The sequence below is a fragment of the Yinghuangia sp. YIM S10712 genome (assembly GCF_051388935.1).
Taxonomy (GTDB): Bacteria; Actinomycetota; Actinomycetes; order Streptomycetales; family Streptomycetaceae; genus Yinghuangia.
Genome location: NZ_JBPKBI010000002.1, coordinates 533,091 through 549,322, shown reverse-complemented (window position 1 = coordinate 549,322; position 16,232 = coordinate 533,091). Strand labels below are relative to the sequence as shown.

The 16,232-nt window shown below is 71.5% G+C and carries 13 protein-coding genes; 6 read left to right on the top strand and 7 right to left on the bottom strand.

The genetic code is table 11. The features are described from left to right. Window positions 1-63: 63 nt before the first annotated feature. Window positions 64-510 (bottom strand): RDD family protein, encoded by a 447-nt coding sequence (locus tag ACRX5W_RS07785; RefSeq protein ID WP_436787516.1) that lies wholly within the window; start codon window positions 508-510, stop codon window positions 64-66. 343 nt (window positions 511-853) lie between these two features. Between ACRX5W_RS07785 and glnA the strand changes: the two genes are divergently transcribed. Continuing rightward, on the top strand, window positions 854-2,263 hold the full coding sequence (glnA, locus tag ACRX5W_RS07780; protein ID WP_436787201.1) for a type I glutamate--ammonia ligase: 1,410 nt from the start codon (window positions 854-856) through the stop codon (window positions 2,261-2,263). A gap of 325 nt (window positions 2,264-2,588) precedes the next feature. Here the strand turns inward: glnA and ACRX5W_RS07775 are convergent, their stop codons facing one another. Both ACRX5W_RS07775 and ACRX5W_RS07770 read right to left on the bottom strand, forming a co-directional pair. Next, window positions 2,589-3,236, bottom strand: coding sequence for a hypothetical protein (locus ACRX5W_RS07775; RefSeq protein ID WP_436787200.1), 648 nt, complete (start codon window positions 3,234-3,236; stop codon window positions 2,589-2,591). 69 nt (window positions 3,237-3,305) lie between these two features. After that, window positions 3,306-4,271, bottom strand: coding sequence for a pirin family protein (locus tag ACRX5W_RS07770; protein ID WP_436787199.1), 966 nt, complete (start codon window positions 4,269-4,271; stop codon window positions 3,306-3,308). Between the two features lie 446 nt (window positions 4,272-4,717). Here ACRX5W_RS07770 and ACRX5W_RS07765 point away from each other — a divergent pair, with 446 nt between their 5' ends. Next, window positions 4,718-5,674 (top strand): phosphatase PAP2 family protein, encoded by a 957-nt coding sequence (locus tag ACRX5W_RS07765; RefSeq protein WP_436787198.1) that lies wholly within the window; start codon window positions 4,718-4,720, stop codon window positions 5,672-5,674. Here ACRX5W_RS07765 and ACRX5W_RS07760 read toward each other — a convergent pair. Beyond that, window positions 5,635-8,673, bottom strand: coding sequence for a bifunctional [glutamine synthetase] adenylyltransferase/[glutamine synthetase]-adenylyl-L-tyrosine phosphorylase (locus ACRX5W_RS07760; RefSeq protein WP_436787197.1), 3,039 nt, complete (start codon window positions 8,671-8,673; stop codon window positions 5,635-5,637). The genes ACRX5W_RS07765 and ACRX5W_RS07760 overlap by 40 nt on opposite strands. A gap of 138 nt (window positions 8,674-8,811) precedes the next feature. Between ACRX5W_RS07760 and ACRX5W_RS07755 the strand changes: the two genes are divergently transcribed. Beyond that, window positions 8,812-9,423 carry a TetR/AcrR family transcriptional regulator gene (locus ACRX5W_RS07755; RefSeq protein ID WP_436787196.1) on the top strand — a complete coding sequence of 204 codons (612 nt, stop codon included), beginning with the start codon at window positions 8,812-8,814 and terminating at the stop codon, window positions 9,421-9,423. 31 nt (window positions 9,424-9,454) lie between these two features. Here ACRX5W_RS07755 and ACRX5W_RS07750 read toward each other — a convergent pair whose 3' ends face one another. Then, window positions 9,455-10,816 (bottom strand): glutamine synthetase family protein, encoded by a 1,362-nt coding sequence (locus ACRX5W_RS07750; protein WP_436787195.1) that lies wholly within the window; start codon window positions 10,814-10,816, stop codon window positions 9,455-9,457. A 190-nt stretch (window positions 10,817-11,006) separates the two neighbouring features. Between ACRX5W_RS07750 and ACRX5W_RS07745 the strand changes: the two genes are divergently transcribed. Genes ACRX5W_RS07745 through ACRX5W_RS07735 form a run of 3 tightly spaced genes read left to right on the top strand, consistent with a single transcriptional unit; the run spans window position 11,007 to window position 14,280 of the window. Then, the gene (locus tag ACRX5W_RS07745; RefSeq protein ID WP_436787194.1) at window positions 11,007-11,465 is read left to right on the top strand and encodes a carboxymuconolactone decarboxylase family protein; all 459 of its coding nucleotides are present in this window, start codon (window positions 11,007-11,009) and stop codon (window positions 11,463-11,465) included. Further along, window positions 11,462-12,493, top strand: a complete 1,032-nt coding sequence (gene sigJ, locus ACRX5W_RS07740; protein WP_436787193.1) for an RNA polymerase sigma factor SigJ — start codon at window positions 11,462-11,464, stop codon at window positions 12,491-12,493. Before ACRX5W_RS07745 ends, sigJ begins: the two co-directional genes overlap by 4 nt. A gap of 26 nt (window positions 12,494-12,519) precedes the next feature. After that, window positions 12,520-14,280 carry an NAD+ synthase gene (locus ACRX5W_RS07735; RefSeq protein WP_436787192.1) on the top strand — a complete coding sequence of 587 codons (1,761 nt, stop codon included), beginning with the start codon at window positions 12,520-12,522 and terminating at the stop codon, window positions 14,278-14,280. Between the two features lie 33 nt (window positions 14,281-14,313). Here ACRX5W_RS07735 and ACRX5W_RS07730 read toward each other — a convergent pair whose 3' ends face one another. Together ACRX5W_RS07730 and ACRX5W_RS07725 are read right to left on the bottom strand one after the other, a co-directional pair. Next, window positions 14,314-15,360, bottom strand: a complete 1,047-nt coding sequence (locus ACRX5W_RS07730) for an endonuclease/exonuclease/phosphatase family protein (RefSeq protein ID WP_436787191.1) — start codon at window positions 15,358-15,360, stop codon at window positions 14,314-14,316. A 173-nt stretch (window positions 15,361-15,533) separates the two neighbouring features. Beyond that, a complete protein-coding gene (locus ACRX5W_RS07725; RefSeq protein ID WP_436787190.1) occupies window positions 15,534-16,232 on the bottom strand; it encodes a TetR/AcrR family transcriptional regulator in 699 nt (232 codons plus the stop codon).

Genomic DNA, 16,232 nt, shown 5'->3' with positions numbered 1-16,232 from the left:
TCCCCCCCCCCGCTTTGCTGTTCCGGACGCCCCGCGGGTTCCGCGGTTCCCCCGAAACCCCGGTCAGGCGCGGACGACCGCGGTCCCGACCGCCTTGTCGTGGAAGCCGCGGCCGTCACGGTCGTAGACCGCGGCGGGCAGAACCAGGCACAGGAGCAGCGTGCGCACGACCACCGCGAGCGGCGTCAGGTGGGGCTGCGTCACCGACACCACGCGCAGGCCGAGGAACCGCTTGCCGACGGTGTAGCCCAATGTGCTCACCAGCAGCAGGTTCTCCGCCGCGAACACGGCGAGGGTGCCGATGTTGGTGCCGGTCGCGTTGAGGTCGCCGCGGCCTATGAACGCGAACGCGATGACGTAGCACAGCAGCCAGTCGATCAGCAGGGCGAGGAGCCGCCGGCCGGTGGGTGCCAGTGAGTTGGGGCCGTCCTCGGGAAGGCCGAGGCGCTTGCCCTGGTAGCCGAAGTCATCCGATGCCGTGCCGGAGGAGTCGGCCGTCGAGTCCCGCACCTGGGCGGCCGGGGCCGCAGGGGTGCCGGGGGAGGTGCCCCCGCCGCCCGCGCCCGGTCGGTTGCCCTTCTTCTTGCCGGTTTTTTTCCTGTCCACGTCCCCCACGGTAGATGAGTCACGGACGGGTCAAAGCCACCGGGGCAAACGTGAAGGATGCGCCAAGATCACATTGCTCGCAACCGAAACGACCTGATTGGGCAGCCACGTAACTTGTGTGAAACATTCGGGACACCGGCGGGAAACCGCTCCGACATACCTTCGGGAGCAGTGGCCAGCGGGGAGAAGGGCCGCCCCCGAGAACGAGAAGCTAACCCGAGCCCGGAGCCGGGTCGAGGAGGCATGGATGTTCAACAACGCCGACGAGGTGTCGCGGTACATCACCGACAACGACGTGAAGTTCGTCGACGTGCGGTTCTGCGACCTGCCTGGCGTCATGCAGCACTTCACGATCCCGGCCGAGATCTTCGAGCCGACCGAGACCCTGGCGTTCGACGGCTCGTCGATCCGGGGTTTCCAGGCGATCCACGAGTCCGACATGGCCCTGCGTCCGGACCTGTCGACGGCACGCGTCGACCCGTTCCGCAAGGACAAGACGCTCAACATCAACTTCTTCATCCACGACCCGCTCACGGATGAGGAGTACAGCCGCGACCCGCGCAACATCGCCAAGAAGGCCGAGCGCTACCTCGCGGGCACCGGCATCGCCGACACGGCATTCTTCGGCCCCGAGGCCGAGTTCTACGTGTTCGACAACGTGCGCTTCGCGACCAGCGCGAACGAGTCGTTCTACCACATCGACTCCGAGGCGGGCGCCTGGAACACCGGCGCGCTGGAGAACAACCGCGGCTACAAGGTCCGCTACAAGGGCGGCTACTTCCCGGCTCCTCCGGTCGACCACTTCGCCGACCTGCGTGCCGAGATCTCCCTGGAGCTCTCCGCGGCCGGCCTCCAGGTCGAGCGCCAGCACCACGAGGTGGGCACCGCCGGCCAGGCGGAGATCAACTACAAGTTCAACACCCTGCTGGGTGCCGCCGACGACCTGATGCTCTTCAAGTACATCGTGAAGAACGTCGCGTGGCGGAACGGCAAGACCGCGACCTTCATGCCGAAGCCGATCTTCGGTGACAACGGCTCGGGCATGCACTGCCACCAGTCGCTGTGGAAGGACGGCTCGCCGCTGTTCTACGACGAGGTCGGCTACGCGGGCCTGTCGGACACCGCCCGGTACTACATCGGCGGCCTGCTCAAGCACGCTCCGTCGCTGCTGGCCTTCACGAACCCGACGGTGAACTCGTACCACCGCCTTGTTCCGGGCTTCGAGGCGCCGGTCAACCTGGTCTACTCGCAGCGCAACCGCTCGGCGTGCATCCGCATCCCGATCACGGGTGCCAACCCGAAGGCCAAGCGCATCGAATTCCGCGTGCCGGACCCGTCGTCGAACCCGTACCTCGCGTTCTCGGCGATGCTGATGGCCGGCCTGGACGGCGTCAAGAACAAGATCGAGCCGATCGAGCCGGTCGACAAGGACCTGTACGAGCTCGCTCCCGAGGAGCACTCGGCGGTCCCGCAGGTCCCGGGCTCGCTGCCCGAGGTCCTGGACGCGCTTGAGGCCGACCACGAGTACCTGCTCGAAGGCGGCGTGTTCACCCAGGACCTCATCGAGACCTGGGTCGACTACAAGCGCACCAACGAGGTGGACCCGATCCGCCTGCGCCCGCACCCGCACGAGTTCGAGATGTACTTCGACATCTGATCGGCGGTAACCGGACGCACGCTGCCGTGCGGCTCCGAACTCGAAGGCCTCGCCATGACTCGCTCTGGCGGGGCCTTCGATATTTCCGCGTCCGACAGCGGCTGCGCTCCGCGTGACCCCGGGGAATCCAGATCGTTGGATGGTCGTGGGTGGGCAGCGGCCGCGTCTGCGGGCGAGCCGACCGGGGTGGCACGCCGGGTCTCGGTCCGCGGCAAAGGATCCGGGCCTGCCGCCACCGCACGCGCCCGGGGGCCGCACGGGGGTCGGCCCGAGCGCGTCGGTGGCGGCACCCGGCGGAACGCCCGCACGCGGCCGGTGACGCGGATCAGCGCGCGGCGCCGGGGGCGAAGGGCGGTTGTTCACGGAAGACCCGGCCGAACCGGATGTTTCCGCCCAGACGCGCGAGCTCGGCACGCACGAGGGTGAGCGGGTGGTCCGGGAACTCCGCGTCCCATTCGGCGCTGTCGCCGATGTGGAACGGCAGGTTGCCCCGGAGGTCGGGAACGTACGGGTGCGGCTGGAAAAAGGCGCCGGGCCCGCGCCTGGCCATGATGAGCGCCTCACGGAAGCCCGTCGTGCCGCGCTCGGACGCCTGGAGTCGGACGATGACGCTGCCGGTCGCACGCGGGACCGTGTAGGCGCCCACGAAGAACAGGCCGTTGGGACGGCCCGGCAGCGGCAGCTTGAGCAGTTGCCGGACGGCGGGCAGCGCGTCGACGGTGACGACATCGGCTTCGATGAGCGCGCCTGGGGTGGTGTCCGCGATGAAGCGCGTGAGCGTCCCGCGCAGGCCCGCGAGGTCGCCCAGGCCGGTCGGCAGGTCGGGGATCTCGTCGACGTGGCGCACGGACACACGGACGCCGCGGTCGTTCAGCCACGCACCGTCGTCGAGGCGGCGGTAGCCGGAGAGATCCATGTGGTCGATGTGGTCGATGTGGTCGAGGCGGGGTCCGGTGGGGTCGCTCGCGGTCATGCCGCCCATGGTGGCGCAGTCGCGGCGGGCCGCGCCCCACCGGGTGCGGCCGCCGTCAACGCCGACCGGTCAGCGCGCGCGACCGCGCGGTTTGAGCTGCGTCGCCGGGAGTTCGGGAGCGTCCAACCGCGGCGCGTGGTAGCCGTGCACCTCGCCGAAGCGCTCCTCGGCCTGCCATTCGGCGCGCGCCTGCACGATCTCGTCGTGGGAGCGGCCGACGAAGTTCCACCACATGACGATCTTCTCCGCGAAAGGCTCACCGCCGATGAGGATCAGGTCGGACGCGGACTCGGTGCGGATGTGCACGTCGTCGCGCCCGCAGCCGAGGTAGAGCAGCGAGCCGATCGGGAGGGGCACGTCGTCGACGACCGCGCCGGGCTCGGTGGCGACCACCGCGTATTCGAAGTCGCGTTCCAGCGGCAGGCGCACGTCGGCATCCGCGTCCAGGACGAGGTCCGCACCGACGATCGGAGAGTACGCGCGGCCCGGCGACGCGGCGCCGTCCACCTCGCCCATGAACGCCGTGCCGCGCAGTCCGCGCGCCTGGAACGTCGGCAGTTCGGGATGCAGTTCGAAGTGCGGATCGGTGTCGCGGTCGCTGTCCGGCAGGGCGACCCACAACTGCACGCCGTGCAGCCAGGTCGGATGCGGGACGGGCGATTCCTCGGAATGCGCGATGCCGCGCCCCGAGGTCATCAGGCCCAGCCGGCCGGGCAGCACCGTCGCCAGGCTGCCGACGCTGTCGCGGTGCAGGATCTCGCCCTGGCGCAGCCAGCTCACCGTCTGCAGCCCGATGTGCGGGTGGGGGGCGACCTGCATGCCGTCGGCGGTGGAGATGTCGTCGGGGCCGTAGTGGTCGAGGAAGCACCACGGGCCGACCATGCGGCGGCCGAGCGTGGGCAGGACGCGGCGGACGGGGCTGCTGCCGCCGATGTACGCCTCGCGGCCGGGGATCAGCTCGCGCACGGGCGCGGCGGACACGCCGTCGCGTCCCCCGCATTCCTTCAGCGTGGGCCTGGTGTCGAGGTCACTCACGCGGCCACCTCGCTTCGCTCGGCGCCGCACGCGCGAAACGCACCTCTCGTTTTGGTTCGTCCGTCTCGCATCCTCATGCCGACACCTCGCCTCGCTCGCTCATGGCGCCACCGTAACGCCAGGTGGCACGTCCTCGGCGGGAGACCGCCTTCCTTCCGCGTCCGGACCTGCGAGTTGCCGGGGAGCGCCGGAGGGAACGGCGGCCGTGCGGGCACGGGCAGTTGCCGACCGCTACTCGGCCGGGCACACGTGCACGCGCCGGTGAAGTCGCCACCAGCCACGCGGCGTTCATCGCATTTTCTGATGTTTCGCCGGTGATACTCGGTTTGTTGGGCAATCCCCCGCCGCCGGGCGGCCCGTGGTCATCCTCGGGAGGTAGGAGTGCGCGCCGGAACCGTACCCGCGGGTGATCGGCGGTGGCCTCGTCTCTGGCAGACTGGGGCTTTATGGGGGGTACAGAGACCCAGGAGACCCAGCCGCGGTTGTCGCCGAAGTCCTCGGCGTCGACGGGCTCCACAGTGGCAGAGATCGGACCGCCCTCGGCTGCGGCCCGGGTGCTGCACCATGTCCGCACGCCCCGCCGCCCGCGGTTCATCGTCGAACTGGCGTTGGTGGCCCTGAGTTACTGGGTCTACTCGCTGATCCGCAACGCGGTTCCCAACCGCGAATCGCTCGCGATGGAACGCGCGTGGCAGTTGCTGGACTTCGAGAAGACGCTGCACATCGACATCGAGTACTCCATCAACCACGCGGTGAACGACGTCACGTGGCTGATCGTCGGCATGAACTACTACTACGCGACGCTGCACTTCGTGGTGACCATCGGTGTGCTGGTGTGGCTTTTCCGCTGGCATCCGGGGCGGTACAGCGCGGTGCGCACGGTTTTGTTCGTGACGACGGCGCTCGCGTTGTTCGGGTATTTCTTCTACGCCCTCGCGCCGCCACGGCTGTTGCCCGGCGCCGGCTACATCGACACGGTCCTCGTGCACGAGACGTGGGGGTCGATGGCGTCCGGTGACATGAAGAACGTCTCGAACCAGTTCGCGGCGATGCCGTCGATGCACATCGGCTGGTCGACGTGGTGTGCCGTGGCCATCTGGAAGTTCGCGCGTCCGCTGTGGGTGCGCGTGCTCGGCGTGCTGTACCCGGTCATGACGCTGATCGTCATCATGGCGACCGGAAACCACTTCATCCTGGACGCGGTCGGCGGGTGGGTCACGCTGGCCGCCGGCTTCAAAATCCAGCGCCTGGTGTGCGCGCGGTCGGCGTACAAGTTCCCGCGCTACACGCCGGACGACCCGCGGTCGGAGGAGTATGCCGCGCCTGCCGCCGAGGAGGCGCCCGGGCCCGGGGTGCCCGATCCTCAGCGCGAGCCGGCCGGTGTGTCCTCGCCCTCGCCGTAGAACACCCGGTCGACCACCGCGCGGGCAAGCCGCGTGATGCGCCGGTAGTCCTCGATGACGGTGCCGGCGCCGACCGGTCCGGACTCGGTCGCCCGGTAGCCGAGCAGGCGCGCGACGCCGGCGAGTTCCCGCACGTCGAAGGGGAACTGGTCGGACGGGCGGCCCCGCACGACCATGACCGCGTTGCGCACGCGCGTCGCCTCCACCCACGCCTCGTCGAGCGTTTGGGCGTCCTGCGCGTCCAGGAGGCCTGCCTCGGCCGCCGCGGCGAGTGCCGCCCGGGTCCCGGTGGTCCGCAGCCCGGGCACGGCGTGGGCGTCCTTCATCTGGAGCAGTTGCGCGGTCCACTCGACGTCGGCCAGCCCGCCTCGGCCCAGCTTGGTGTGCGTGGACCGGTCGGCCCCCCGGGGCAGGCGCTCCGCCTCGATGCGGGCTTTGATGCGCCGGATCTCGCGGACGTCCTTGTCGGCGAGCCCTGCCGCGGGCCAGCGCAGCGGCGCGATCAGGTCGAGGAACCGCGCGCCCAGATCGGCGTCGCCGGCGACCGGGGCGGCGCGCAGGAGCGCCTGGCTCTCCCACAGCTTCGACCAGCGCTCGTAGTAGGCGCGGTACGACGCGAGGGTGCGGACGAGGGGCCCCTGACGGCCCTCGGGGCGCAGGTCCGCGTCGAGGACGAGCGGCGGTTCCGCGGCCGGAAGCTCAAGCAGGCGACGCATCTCGTAGGCGACGGCCTGCGCCTGCTTGGCGGCGTCCGGTTCGGCGACGCCCGGCTCCGGCTCGTGGACGAACAAGACGTCGGCGTCGCTGGCGTAGCCCTGCTCGTGTCCGCCGAACCGGCCCATGCCGATGACCGCGATGCGGGTACCGATCGCGGCGCCGGTCTGCCGGGCGTATTCGTCGGACGCGGCGCGCAACGCGCCGGTCAGCGTCGCGGCGGTCACATCGGACAGCGCGCGGCCGACCTGGTCGACGTCGAGGTGGCCGAGCACGTCGGCGGCGACGATGCGGAACAGCTCGCGGCGGCGTACGCTGCGCGCGATCTGGACCGCGACCTCGGCACTCGGGGCCCGCCCGACCGCCGCCAGGACCTCGGATTCCAGCGCGGTCAGCGAGCGGGGCCGCAGGCCGTCCGGGTCGCCGAGCAGCGCGACCGCCTCGGGCGCGCGAAGCAGGAGGTCGGGGGCGAGTCGTCCCGAGGACAGCACCCGGGCCATGTTCTCGGCCGCGGCGCCGCCGGCCGCTCCGGCCCCCGAGTCGCGCAGCAGGCGCAGGTACCAGTGGGTGTTGCCGAGCGCGTCGGAGACCTGGCGGAAGGCCAACAGGCCGGCGTCGGGGTCGGCCGAGTCGGCGAACCAGCCGAGCATGACCGGCAGGAGCGTGCGCTGGATGGACGCCCGGCGGCTCACGCCGGACGCGAGGGCCTCCAGGTGGCGCAGCGCCCCGACCGGGTCCGCGTAGCCCAGGGCCTCCAGGCGCTGCGCGGCCGCCTCGGGCGTCAGGCGCGTCTCACCGGGCTGTAGGCGGGCGACGGCGTCGAGGAGCGGGCGGTAGAAGAGCTTCTCGTGGAGTCTGCGCACTTCGTGCTGGGTGCGGCGCCAGGTCGCCTCCAGTTCGCCGACCGGGTTGGCGCGGAACCCCATCGAGCGGCCAAGGCGGCGCAGGTCGGCCGAGTCGGTGGGCAGCAGGTGGGTGCGCCGCAGGCGGTGCAGCTGGATGCGGTGCTCCAGGAGCCGCAGGAAGCGGTATGCCTCATCGAGGGACGCACCGTCCGCGCGACCCACGTACCCCTCCGCGGACAGGGCGGACAGCGCCTTGAGGGTCGAGCCGCTGCGCAGCGACGCGTCGGCGCGGCCGTGGACGAGTTGCAGCAATTGGACGGCGAATTCGATGTCGCGCAGTCCGCCGGGACCGAGCTTGAGCTCGCGTTCGACCTCGGTGTGCGGGATCGAGTCGACGACGCGGCGGCGCATGGCCTGGACGTCCGGCACGAAGTTCTCACGCCGGGCCGCGGTCCAGACGAGCGGGGCGATGTTGGCGATGTACCGGTCGCCGAGCGCCGCGTCGCCGGCGACCGGGCGGGCCTTGAGCAGGGCCTGGAACTCCCAGGTCTTGGCCCAGCGCTCGTAGTAGGCGAGGTGGCTGGCGAGCGTGCGGACCAGCGGGCCGTTGCGGCCTTCCGGGCGCAGGTTGGCGTCGACGGGCCAGATGGTGCCCTCGCGGGTGGTGTGCGAGCAGGCGCGCATCATGGCGGCGGCGATGCGCGTCGCGGCGGCCAGCGCGCGGGCTTCGTCGACGCCGTGCGGCGCCTCGGCGACGAACACGACGTCGACGTCGCTGACGTAGTTGAGCTCGCGTCCGCCGCATTTGCCCATGCCGATGACCGCGAGGCGGCACTCCGCGGCCTCGGCGGGCAGTTCGCGGCCGGCCACGTCGAGGGCGGCGTCGAGCGTGGCGCCGGCCAGGTCGGCGAGTTCGGCGGAGATCTGCTCGACTTCGGCGGTGCCGCAGACGTCGCGCGCCGCGATCGAGAGCAGGCAGCGGCGGTAGGCGACACGCAGGGCGTCGAGTGCCGCTTCGCCGGTCAGCTCGCCGAGCTCCGCGGCGAGCGTACGGCGGAAGTATTCGGGCGTGGGCCGGGCCTCGTGCACGTCGTAGGTGACGAGGGTCCGCCAGTCCTCGGGGTGGCGTGCCAGGTGGTCGCCGAGCGCCGCGCTGACGCCGAGGACGCCGAGCAGCCGGTCGCGCAGGGGCTTGGCGGACGCGAGGGTGGAAAGCAAAACGGCTCGGTCCTCGGCGGCCTCGGCGAGGCGGACCAGGCCGAGCAGGGCGAGGTCGGGATCGGCGGTCGCGGACAGCGCGTCCGGCAACTGCGCGTGGTCGCCGGCTCCCGCGAGGGCCGGGTCGGCGAGCCGCCGGGCGGCCGCGTCGACGTCGGTGAACCCCAGCCTGACCAGGCGGGCTGTCGAGACTCCCGCACTGACCGGATCCCATGTGGCCATCCGCCGAGACTATCGGCGCGATGGCCCGCCCCCAACCGCCCACCCCGCGTCACGAGGGCGTCGGCGCGACGGAATTCCGTATACCGCACGCGCCCATACGGCAACGTACGGTACGTATCCCTGCATTAGCGTGTGCGCATGCGCAACGGTGTTCCCTCCGACAACGCCCCGGCCGACAGACCCTCAAGGCCCGGCAGGCGCACCCTCACCCGGGACGATTGGGCGCGCGCCGCGCTGGAGGCGATGCGGGAGAGCGGCCTCGGCGCGATCGCGGTCGAACCGCTCGCCGAACGCCTGGGCACCACCAAAGGCAGCTTCTACTGGCACTTCAAGGACCGTGACGCCCTCATCCACGCCGCCCTGGAACGCTGGGTCGACGAGTCCGACGCCATGATGGCCGCCGCAGCCCGCATCACCGACCCGGTCGAGCGCGGACGCTGGCTGACCGAGCTCGCGTTCACCGCGCCGCAGAGCGCGGACATCAGCACGACGTTGCTGGTGAACTCGACACACCCGGTCGTCGGACCGTTTCTGGAGCGCGTCACCGAGGAGCGCATCGCGTGGGGGGCGCGACTCAACGAGGAGCTCGGCCTGTCCCCCGACGTCGCGCGCCGGCACGCGCTCGCGGCTTGGACGGTCGCGGTCGGCATCGCGCTGGTGCGGCGCGGCGCCCCGCGGCTGCTGCCGCAGGGCGAGGAGGCCGACGCGTTCAAGCGCTACATCATGGAGCTGTTGCGCCCGCGCCCGTGAGACGACCGGGCCCGGGCGCGTGTGCGTTCGCTCAGAGGACCGGCAGGTACTTCGAGAGTTCGAAGGGCGTGACCTGCTGCCGGTACTCCTCCCATTCGTGCCGCTTGTTGCGCAGGAAGAACTCGAAGACGTGCTCGCCGAGCACCTCCGGCAGCAGCTCGCTGCGCTCCATCAGCGCGATCGCCTCGGCGAGGTTCTGCGGCAGCGGCGCGATACCCAGCGCGCGACGCTCGGCGTCGGTGAGCGCCCACACGTCGTCCTCGGCGCCGGCGGGCAGCTCGTAGCCCTCCTCGACACCCTTCAGGCCCGCCCCGAGCAGGACGGCGAAGGTCAGGTACGGGTTGCACGCCGAGTCGATCGACCGGACCTCGATCCGGGTCGACTGGCCCTTGGTCGGCTTGTACATCGGCACCCGCACCAGCGCGGAGCGGTTGTTGTGGCCCCAGCAGATGTACGACGGCGCCTCGCCGCCCATCCCGGCCGTGCGCGCCGACGCGCCCCACAGGCGCTTGTACGAGTTGACCCACTGGTTGGTGATCGCCGCCATCTCGCCCGCGTGCCTCAGCAGCCCGGCGATGAACGACCGTCCCACCTTGGAGAGCTGGTACTCCGCGCCCGCCTCGTAGAAGGCGTTGCGGTCGCCCTCGAACAGCGACAGGTGGGTGTGCATGCCCGAGCCCGGGTACTGCGAGAACGGCTTCGGCATGAACGACGCGTGCACGCCCTGTTCGAGCGCGACCTCCTTGACCACCAGGCGGAAGGTCATGATGTTGTCCGCGGTGCTGAGCGCGTCCGCGTACCGCAGGTCGATCTCCTGCTGGCCCGGGGCGCCCTCGTGGTGGCTGAACTCCACCGAGATGCCCATGTTCTCCAGCATCGTGATGGCCAGCCGCCGGAAGTCGTGGCTCACGGTCTGCGGCGTGTGGTCGAAGTAGCCGCTGTGGTCGACCGGCGTCGGCGGGGTCCCGTCCAAGGGCATGTCCTTGAACAGGAAGAACTCGATCTCGGGGTGCGTGTAGAAGGTGAAGCCCCGGTCGGACGCGCGCTCCAGCGTCCGCTTCAGCACGAAACGCGGGTCGGCGAACGACGGCGAGCCGTCCGGCATCAGGATGTCGCAGAACATGCGCGCGGTGCCCGGCGCCTCGGCCCGCCACGGCAGGATCTGGAACGTCGCAGGATCGGGTTTCGCCAGCATGTCGGATTCGTGCACGCGCGCGAAGCCCTCGATCGCGGAACCGTCGAATCCGATGCCCTCCGCAAAGGCCTGTTCGAGTTCGGCGGGGGCCACCGCCACCGACTTCAGGAAGCCGAGGACGTCGGTGAACCACAGACGCACGAACCGAATGTCGCGCTCCTCCAGGGTGCGAAGCACGAACTCCTGCTGCTTATCCATAGGTACATCTTGGCCTGTTCCGGTTGCGAACACATTACGGCCCCTCCAACAACGCATGGTCGCCGCGGATCGCGGATGACCCCGGGGTGACCCGGGTCACATCCGCGACCGTCACGCCGGGCACGGGCTGCCCCGTCGTTCCCGTGAGCACGCCGCACACGGCGGCGCGCCGACACCCGAGGAGACCTAAGTGAGCGACCGCTCCCTGAAGATGCAGACCACCGCCCCCGAGGGCTACGCGGCGGTGAGCGCCCTGGAGAAGTACACGCGCGCGAACGTCGACCCCACACTTCTGCACCTGCTCAAACTGCGCGCGTCGGTCATCAACGGCTGCGCCTTCTGCGTCGACATGCACAGCCAGGACGCGCTGACCGACGGCGAGGACGTCCGTCGGCTCTTCGCGGTGACGGCCTGGCCGGAGGCCCCGGACTTCTTCACCGCGAAGGAGCGCGCGGCACTCGCCCTGACCGACCAGGTCACGCGGATCAGCGAGGGCGGCGTGTCCGACGAGGTGTGGGCCGAGGTCAAGGCGGTCTTCAGCGACCGCGAGACCGCGGACCTGCTGCTGGCCATCTCTACGATCAACGTGTGGAACAGGCTCGTCGTCAGCACCCACCTGCAGCCGCCGAACCCGCCGAAGGCGGCATGACCGAGACGGTCACCCGGCCGGCGCGGGACGTCGTGGCCGACGAGGTGTTCGAGCAGCACCGAACGGTGCTGCTCGGCCTCGCCTACCGCATGCTCGGCAGTTGGTGGGACGCCGAGGACGTCGTGCAGGAGGCGTGGCTGCGCTGGCGCCGCACGGTCCCGGACACCGACGTCGCGGACCCGCGCGGCTGGCTCGTCACCGCGACCACCCGGCTCGCACTCGACCAACTGCGGTCGGCGCGGCGGCGGCGCGAAACGTACGTCGGCCCGTGGATCCCCGAGCCGGTGCCCAGCGGGCGGCTCGCGCTCGACCCGGCCGAGACGGCCGCGCAGCGGGCCACAGTCTCGCTGGCCGCGCTGCGCCTGATGGAGCAACTGTCGCCGCCGGAGCGGGCGGTGTACCTGCTGCGCGAGGCGTTCGAACTGCCGTACCAGGACATCGCCGACTCGCTCGGGGTCACCGCCGCACACGCCCGGCAGTTGCACCGCCGCGCGACCGCGCACCTGGCCGGCGACCAGGCCCGGTTCGCCGTCGACTCCGCCGAACACCTCGCGCTGGTCGAGCGGTTCGTCGCGGCGGCGGTGACCGGCGACCGGCGCGGGCTGGAGTCGCTGCTGGCCCGGGACGTGGTGCTGTGGAACGACGGCGGCGGCCGGGTCCGTGCCGCGCGCAGGCCCATCCTCGGCGCCGAGAAGGTCGCGCGGTTCCTGCTGGGCATTCTCACGCGGCGCGGACCCGCGGACCCGCATGTCGTCGCGGTCAACGGCGGCCACTCGCTGCTGCTGGACTTCGGGCGCGGGCGGATGCTGCTGACCTTGGAGGTCCGCGACGGCGTCGTCGCCGGGATCCAGGGCATGGTCAACCCCGACAAACTGCGCGGCATCGCCACCCCGGCCCGGGACCCGCGGTTCGGGCGCGAGCCGTGCGGCGGGTCGCGGGAGGAAGCCGAGCACCACGGTCGGGATCGACCGGCAGGGCGCGACCGCCGAGAGACGTACGCCACTCCGCCCGACTATTCGTCACATTGACGTCAAGGGTCGGGTAGGCTGGCGCCGTGCCTCAGCTTCGGATCGCCCTCAGCCAGATCAACCCCACCGTCGGCGACCTCGCCCGCAACGCGGACCTGGTCGTCGCGTGGACCAAGCGCGCGTCCGAGCAAGGCGCGCACCTGGTCGCCTTCCCCGAGATGATGCTCACCGGCTACCCGGTCGAGGACCTCGCGCTGCGCTCCTCCTTCGTCGAGGCCTCGCGCCGCGCCCTCGACGCGCTGGCCGTCCGCCTCGCCGACGAGGGGCTGGGCGATCTCGCCGTGGTGGTCGGCTATCTCGACCGCCGCGCCACGGCCACGCCCCGGCTCGGCCTGCCCGCGGGCGCGCCGCAGAACGCCGTCGCGGTGCTGTCCGGCGGCCGGGTGGTCATACGGTCGGCGAAGCACCACCTGCCCAACTACGGGGTGTTCGACGAGTTCCGCTACTTCGTGCCCGGGGACAAGCTCGCCGTGGTGCGCGTGCACGGCGTCGACGTGGCCCTGGCCATCTGCGAGGACCTGTGGCAGGACGGCGGCCCGGTCGCTGCGGTACGCGCCGCCGGAGCCGGGCTGCTCGTGGTCGTGAACGGCTCGCCGTACGAACTCGCCAAGGACGACGTGCGCCTCGAACTCGCCGGACGCCGCGCGGCGGAGGCGGGGTGCGCGCTGGCGTACGTCAACATGGTCGGCGGCCAGGACGAACTGGTCTTCGACGGCGACTCCCTGGTCGTCGACTCCGCCGGCACGGTGCTGGCCCGGGCGCCGCAGTTCGAGGAGGCACTTCTCGTCACCGACCTCGACCTGCCCGCGGCGTCCACCGATGCGAGCGCGCACAACGCGGGCGACGTGGTCGCGGACGGCCTGACGATCGAGATGGCGACGGTGTCCGAGACGCCGGTCGCCGCGTACGAGCCGCTGCCGCCGACGATCGCCGACAAACTGTCCGACGACGCCGAGGTCTACGGCGCCCTGGTGACCGGCCTGCGCGACTACGTCGCCAAGAACGGCTTCCGGTCCGTGCTCCTGGGCCTGTCCGGCGGCATCGACTCCGCCCTGGTCGCCGCGATCGCGGCGGACGCCATCGGGGCCGCGAACGTGTACGGCATCTCCATGCCGAGCCAGTACTCGTCCGAGCACTCCAAGGACGACGCCGCCGACAGTGCCGAACGCATCGGGCTCGACTACCGCCAGGTCCCGATCGCGCCGATGGTCGACGCCTACCTCGGCTCGCTCAAACTGACCGGGCTCGCCGAGGAGAACCTCCAGGCCCGGGTGCGCGGCACGACGCTCATGGGCGTTTCCAACCAGGACGGGCACCTCGTGCTCGCAACCGGCAACAAGAGCGAACTGGCTTGCGGCTACTCGACGTTGTACGGCGACGCGGTCGGCGGCTTCGCCCCGATCAAGGACCTGCCCAAGACGACCGTGTGGCGCATCGCCCGCTGGCGCAACGATGAGGCGCTGCGGCGCGGCGAGGTGCCGCCCATCCCGGAGAACTCCATCACCAAGCCCCCGAGCGCCGAGCTGCGCCCGGACCAGAAGGACACCGACTCGCTGCCGGAGTACCACGTCCTCGACGACATCCTGGACCGCTACGTCGAACGCGACATGGGCCGCGACGCGATCGTCGCCGCGGGTTTCGACCCCGCGCTGGTGGACCGCGTCCTGAAGCTGGTGGACACCGCGGAGTACAAGCGCCGGCAGTACCCGCCGGGCACCAAGATCTCGCTGAAGGCCTTCGGCCGCGACCGCCGTCTGCCGATCACCAACCGCTGGCGCGAGAGCTGATCCCGGCGGCCGGCCCGGCGAGCCGGCCGGCCGTCAGAACTTCAGGTCGGCGCTGACCGGCCGGTGGTCGCTGGAGGTCTCGGACAGCACCTTGGCACTCACGGTGTCCAGGCCCCGGACCAGCACGTGGTCGATCGCGGCCATCGGGAAGGACGCCGGCCACGTGAAGCCGAAGCCGCCGCCCGCGGCCTCCTGGGCGTCGGTCAGGCCGTCGGTCAGCGGCTCCAGACCCCGGTCGTCGACGGTGCCGTTGAGGTCGCCGAGCACCACGACCTGCTCGGCCTGGTCACCGTCGACGGCGGCGGCGAGGCGCCGGACCGTCTCGTCGCGCGACGCGACGGCGAATCCGGTCGGCCCGAACCGGACCGACGCCAGGTGCGCGACGTAGACGGCGATGTCGCCCTGCGGAGTGCGCACCTCGGCGCGCATCGCCCGGGTGAAGCCCATGCCGACGTCGACCGGTGTGACGCGGGTGATCGGGTGGCGGCTCCACAGCGCGACGGTGCCCTCGCCGGCGCGGTAGGGGTACGCCGCGTCCAGCACCGAGCCGTAGCTGTCCCGCTGCCCCTCGCCGATCTCCTCCAAGGCGACGATGTCGGCGTCGGCGTCCAGGAGCGACCGCGCGGTCCCGGCCGGGTCGGGGTTCTCGGCATTGATGTTGTGCGTCACCACGCGAACGTCGTACGGGCCGCTGCCCGGCGACGCGAACACCGTGCCGCCGAACATCGCGAGCCACACGATGGCGGGCAAGGCGGTGGCGACCAGCGCTGTCCAGGACCGGCGCACGGCGGCGGCGAGCAGCAGCGGCAGCAGCAACACGGCCGTCCATGGCAGGAACGTCTCGACGAGCGAGCCCGCGTGACCGGGGGTGTCGGGTATCAGACTGTGCCCCGCCATCAACAGGGCCACGAAGACCGCGCACCCCGCGGCCACCCGGCCGCGCCGCCACGCGGGGCGCCGGAGGAGGTCGCGCAGCCGGTCCCCGAGACCGGCGAGGCCGCCCCCGTGGCCCGTCGGGCGCCCGTGGCCGCCCGAGCGCACGGGCCGTGCCTGGGTGTCCGCCGCAGTGGGCCGCGTCATGTCGAGCCTCCCCGGGTCGCATCGGCGGGGCGCCGGATGGCGCCGCGCCGAATGTCGCGTACGTCCTTGCAGGACGCGGGCGCCGGTCCGGGAGGTTCCTCCGCGGGGGCTCCGGCACGGTTCCGGGACACACTCGTCACAAACAAACCGCCGTGGCGGCGGAACCCGCGCGGTCAGCGGGTTTCGTCGGACGACCCGGCGACCCCGCGCAGCACGCTGTCGACGATCAGCTCGGGAAGATCGGCCGGGACGTCCGTGTCGTCGAGCATCTTGCGGATCAGCATCGGGGCCGTGAACAGATCCTTCATGAGCTCGATCGGGATGTCGCCGCGCAGCTCCCCGGTGGCCACCCCGCGGCGCAGCACCACGCGCATGGCCTCGCGGCGCCGCTCGATCACCACTTCGTGGTAGCGGCGGTGCAGCTCGGGATGTCGGCCGACCTCGCCGAGGACCAGGGAGACCAGGCCCTCGGCCCGGCGGTCGAGCAGGTTCTGCCGCATCATCACCAGCAGGCGGATCAGGTCGTCGCGCACGTTCTCGCCGTCGAGCTCGGGGATCGGCTGCTCGGCGGCCTCGACCGCGGCGATGACCAGCGCTTCCTTGTTGGGCCAGCGCCGGTAGATGGTCGCCTTGCCGACACCGGCCTCCTGCGCGACCGCCTCGATGGACAGCGCGGCGACGCTGCGGTGGCGACCGATCAGACGCAGCGTGGCGTCGAGGATCGCGCGCTCGGCGGCGGCACTGCGCGGACGGCCGCGCGGGCGCGCACACGGCACCTGCGGCGTGCCGGGTGCGCCCGGGTCGTCGGCGCGGCCGGAGTCCGCACCGACGGCCGGGTCGGCCGGGCCCGCGTTGTCCATCGGGGTGATCAC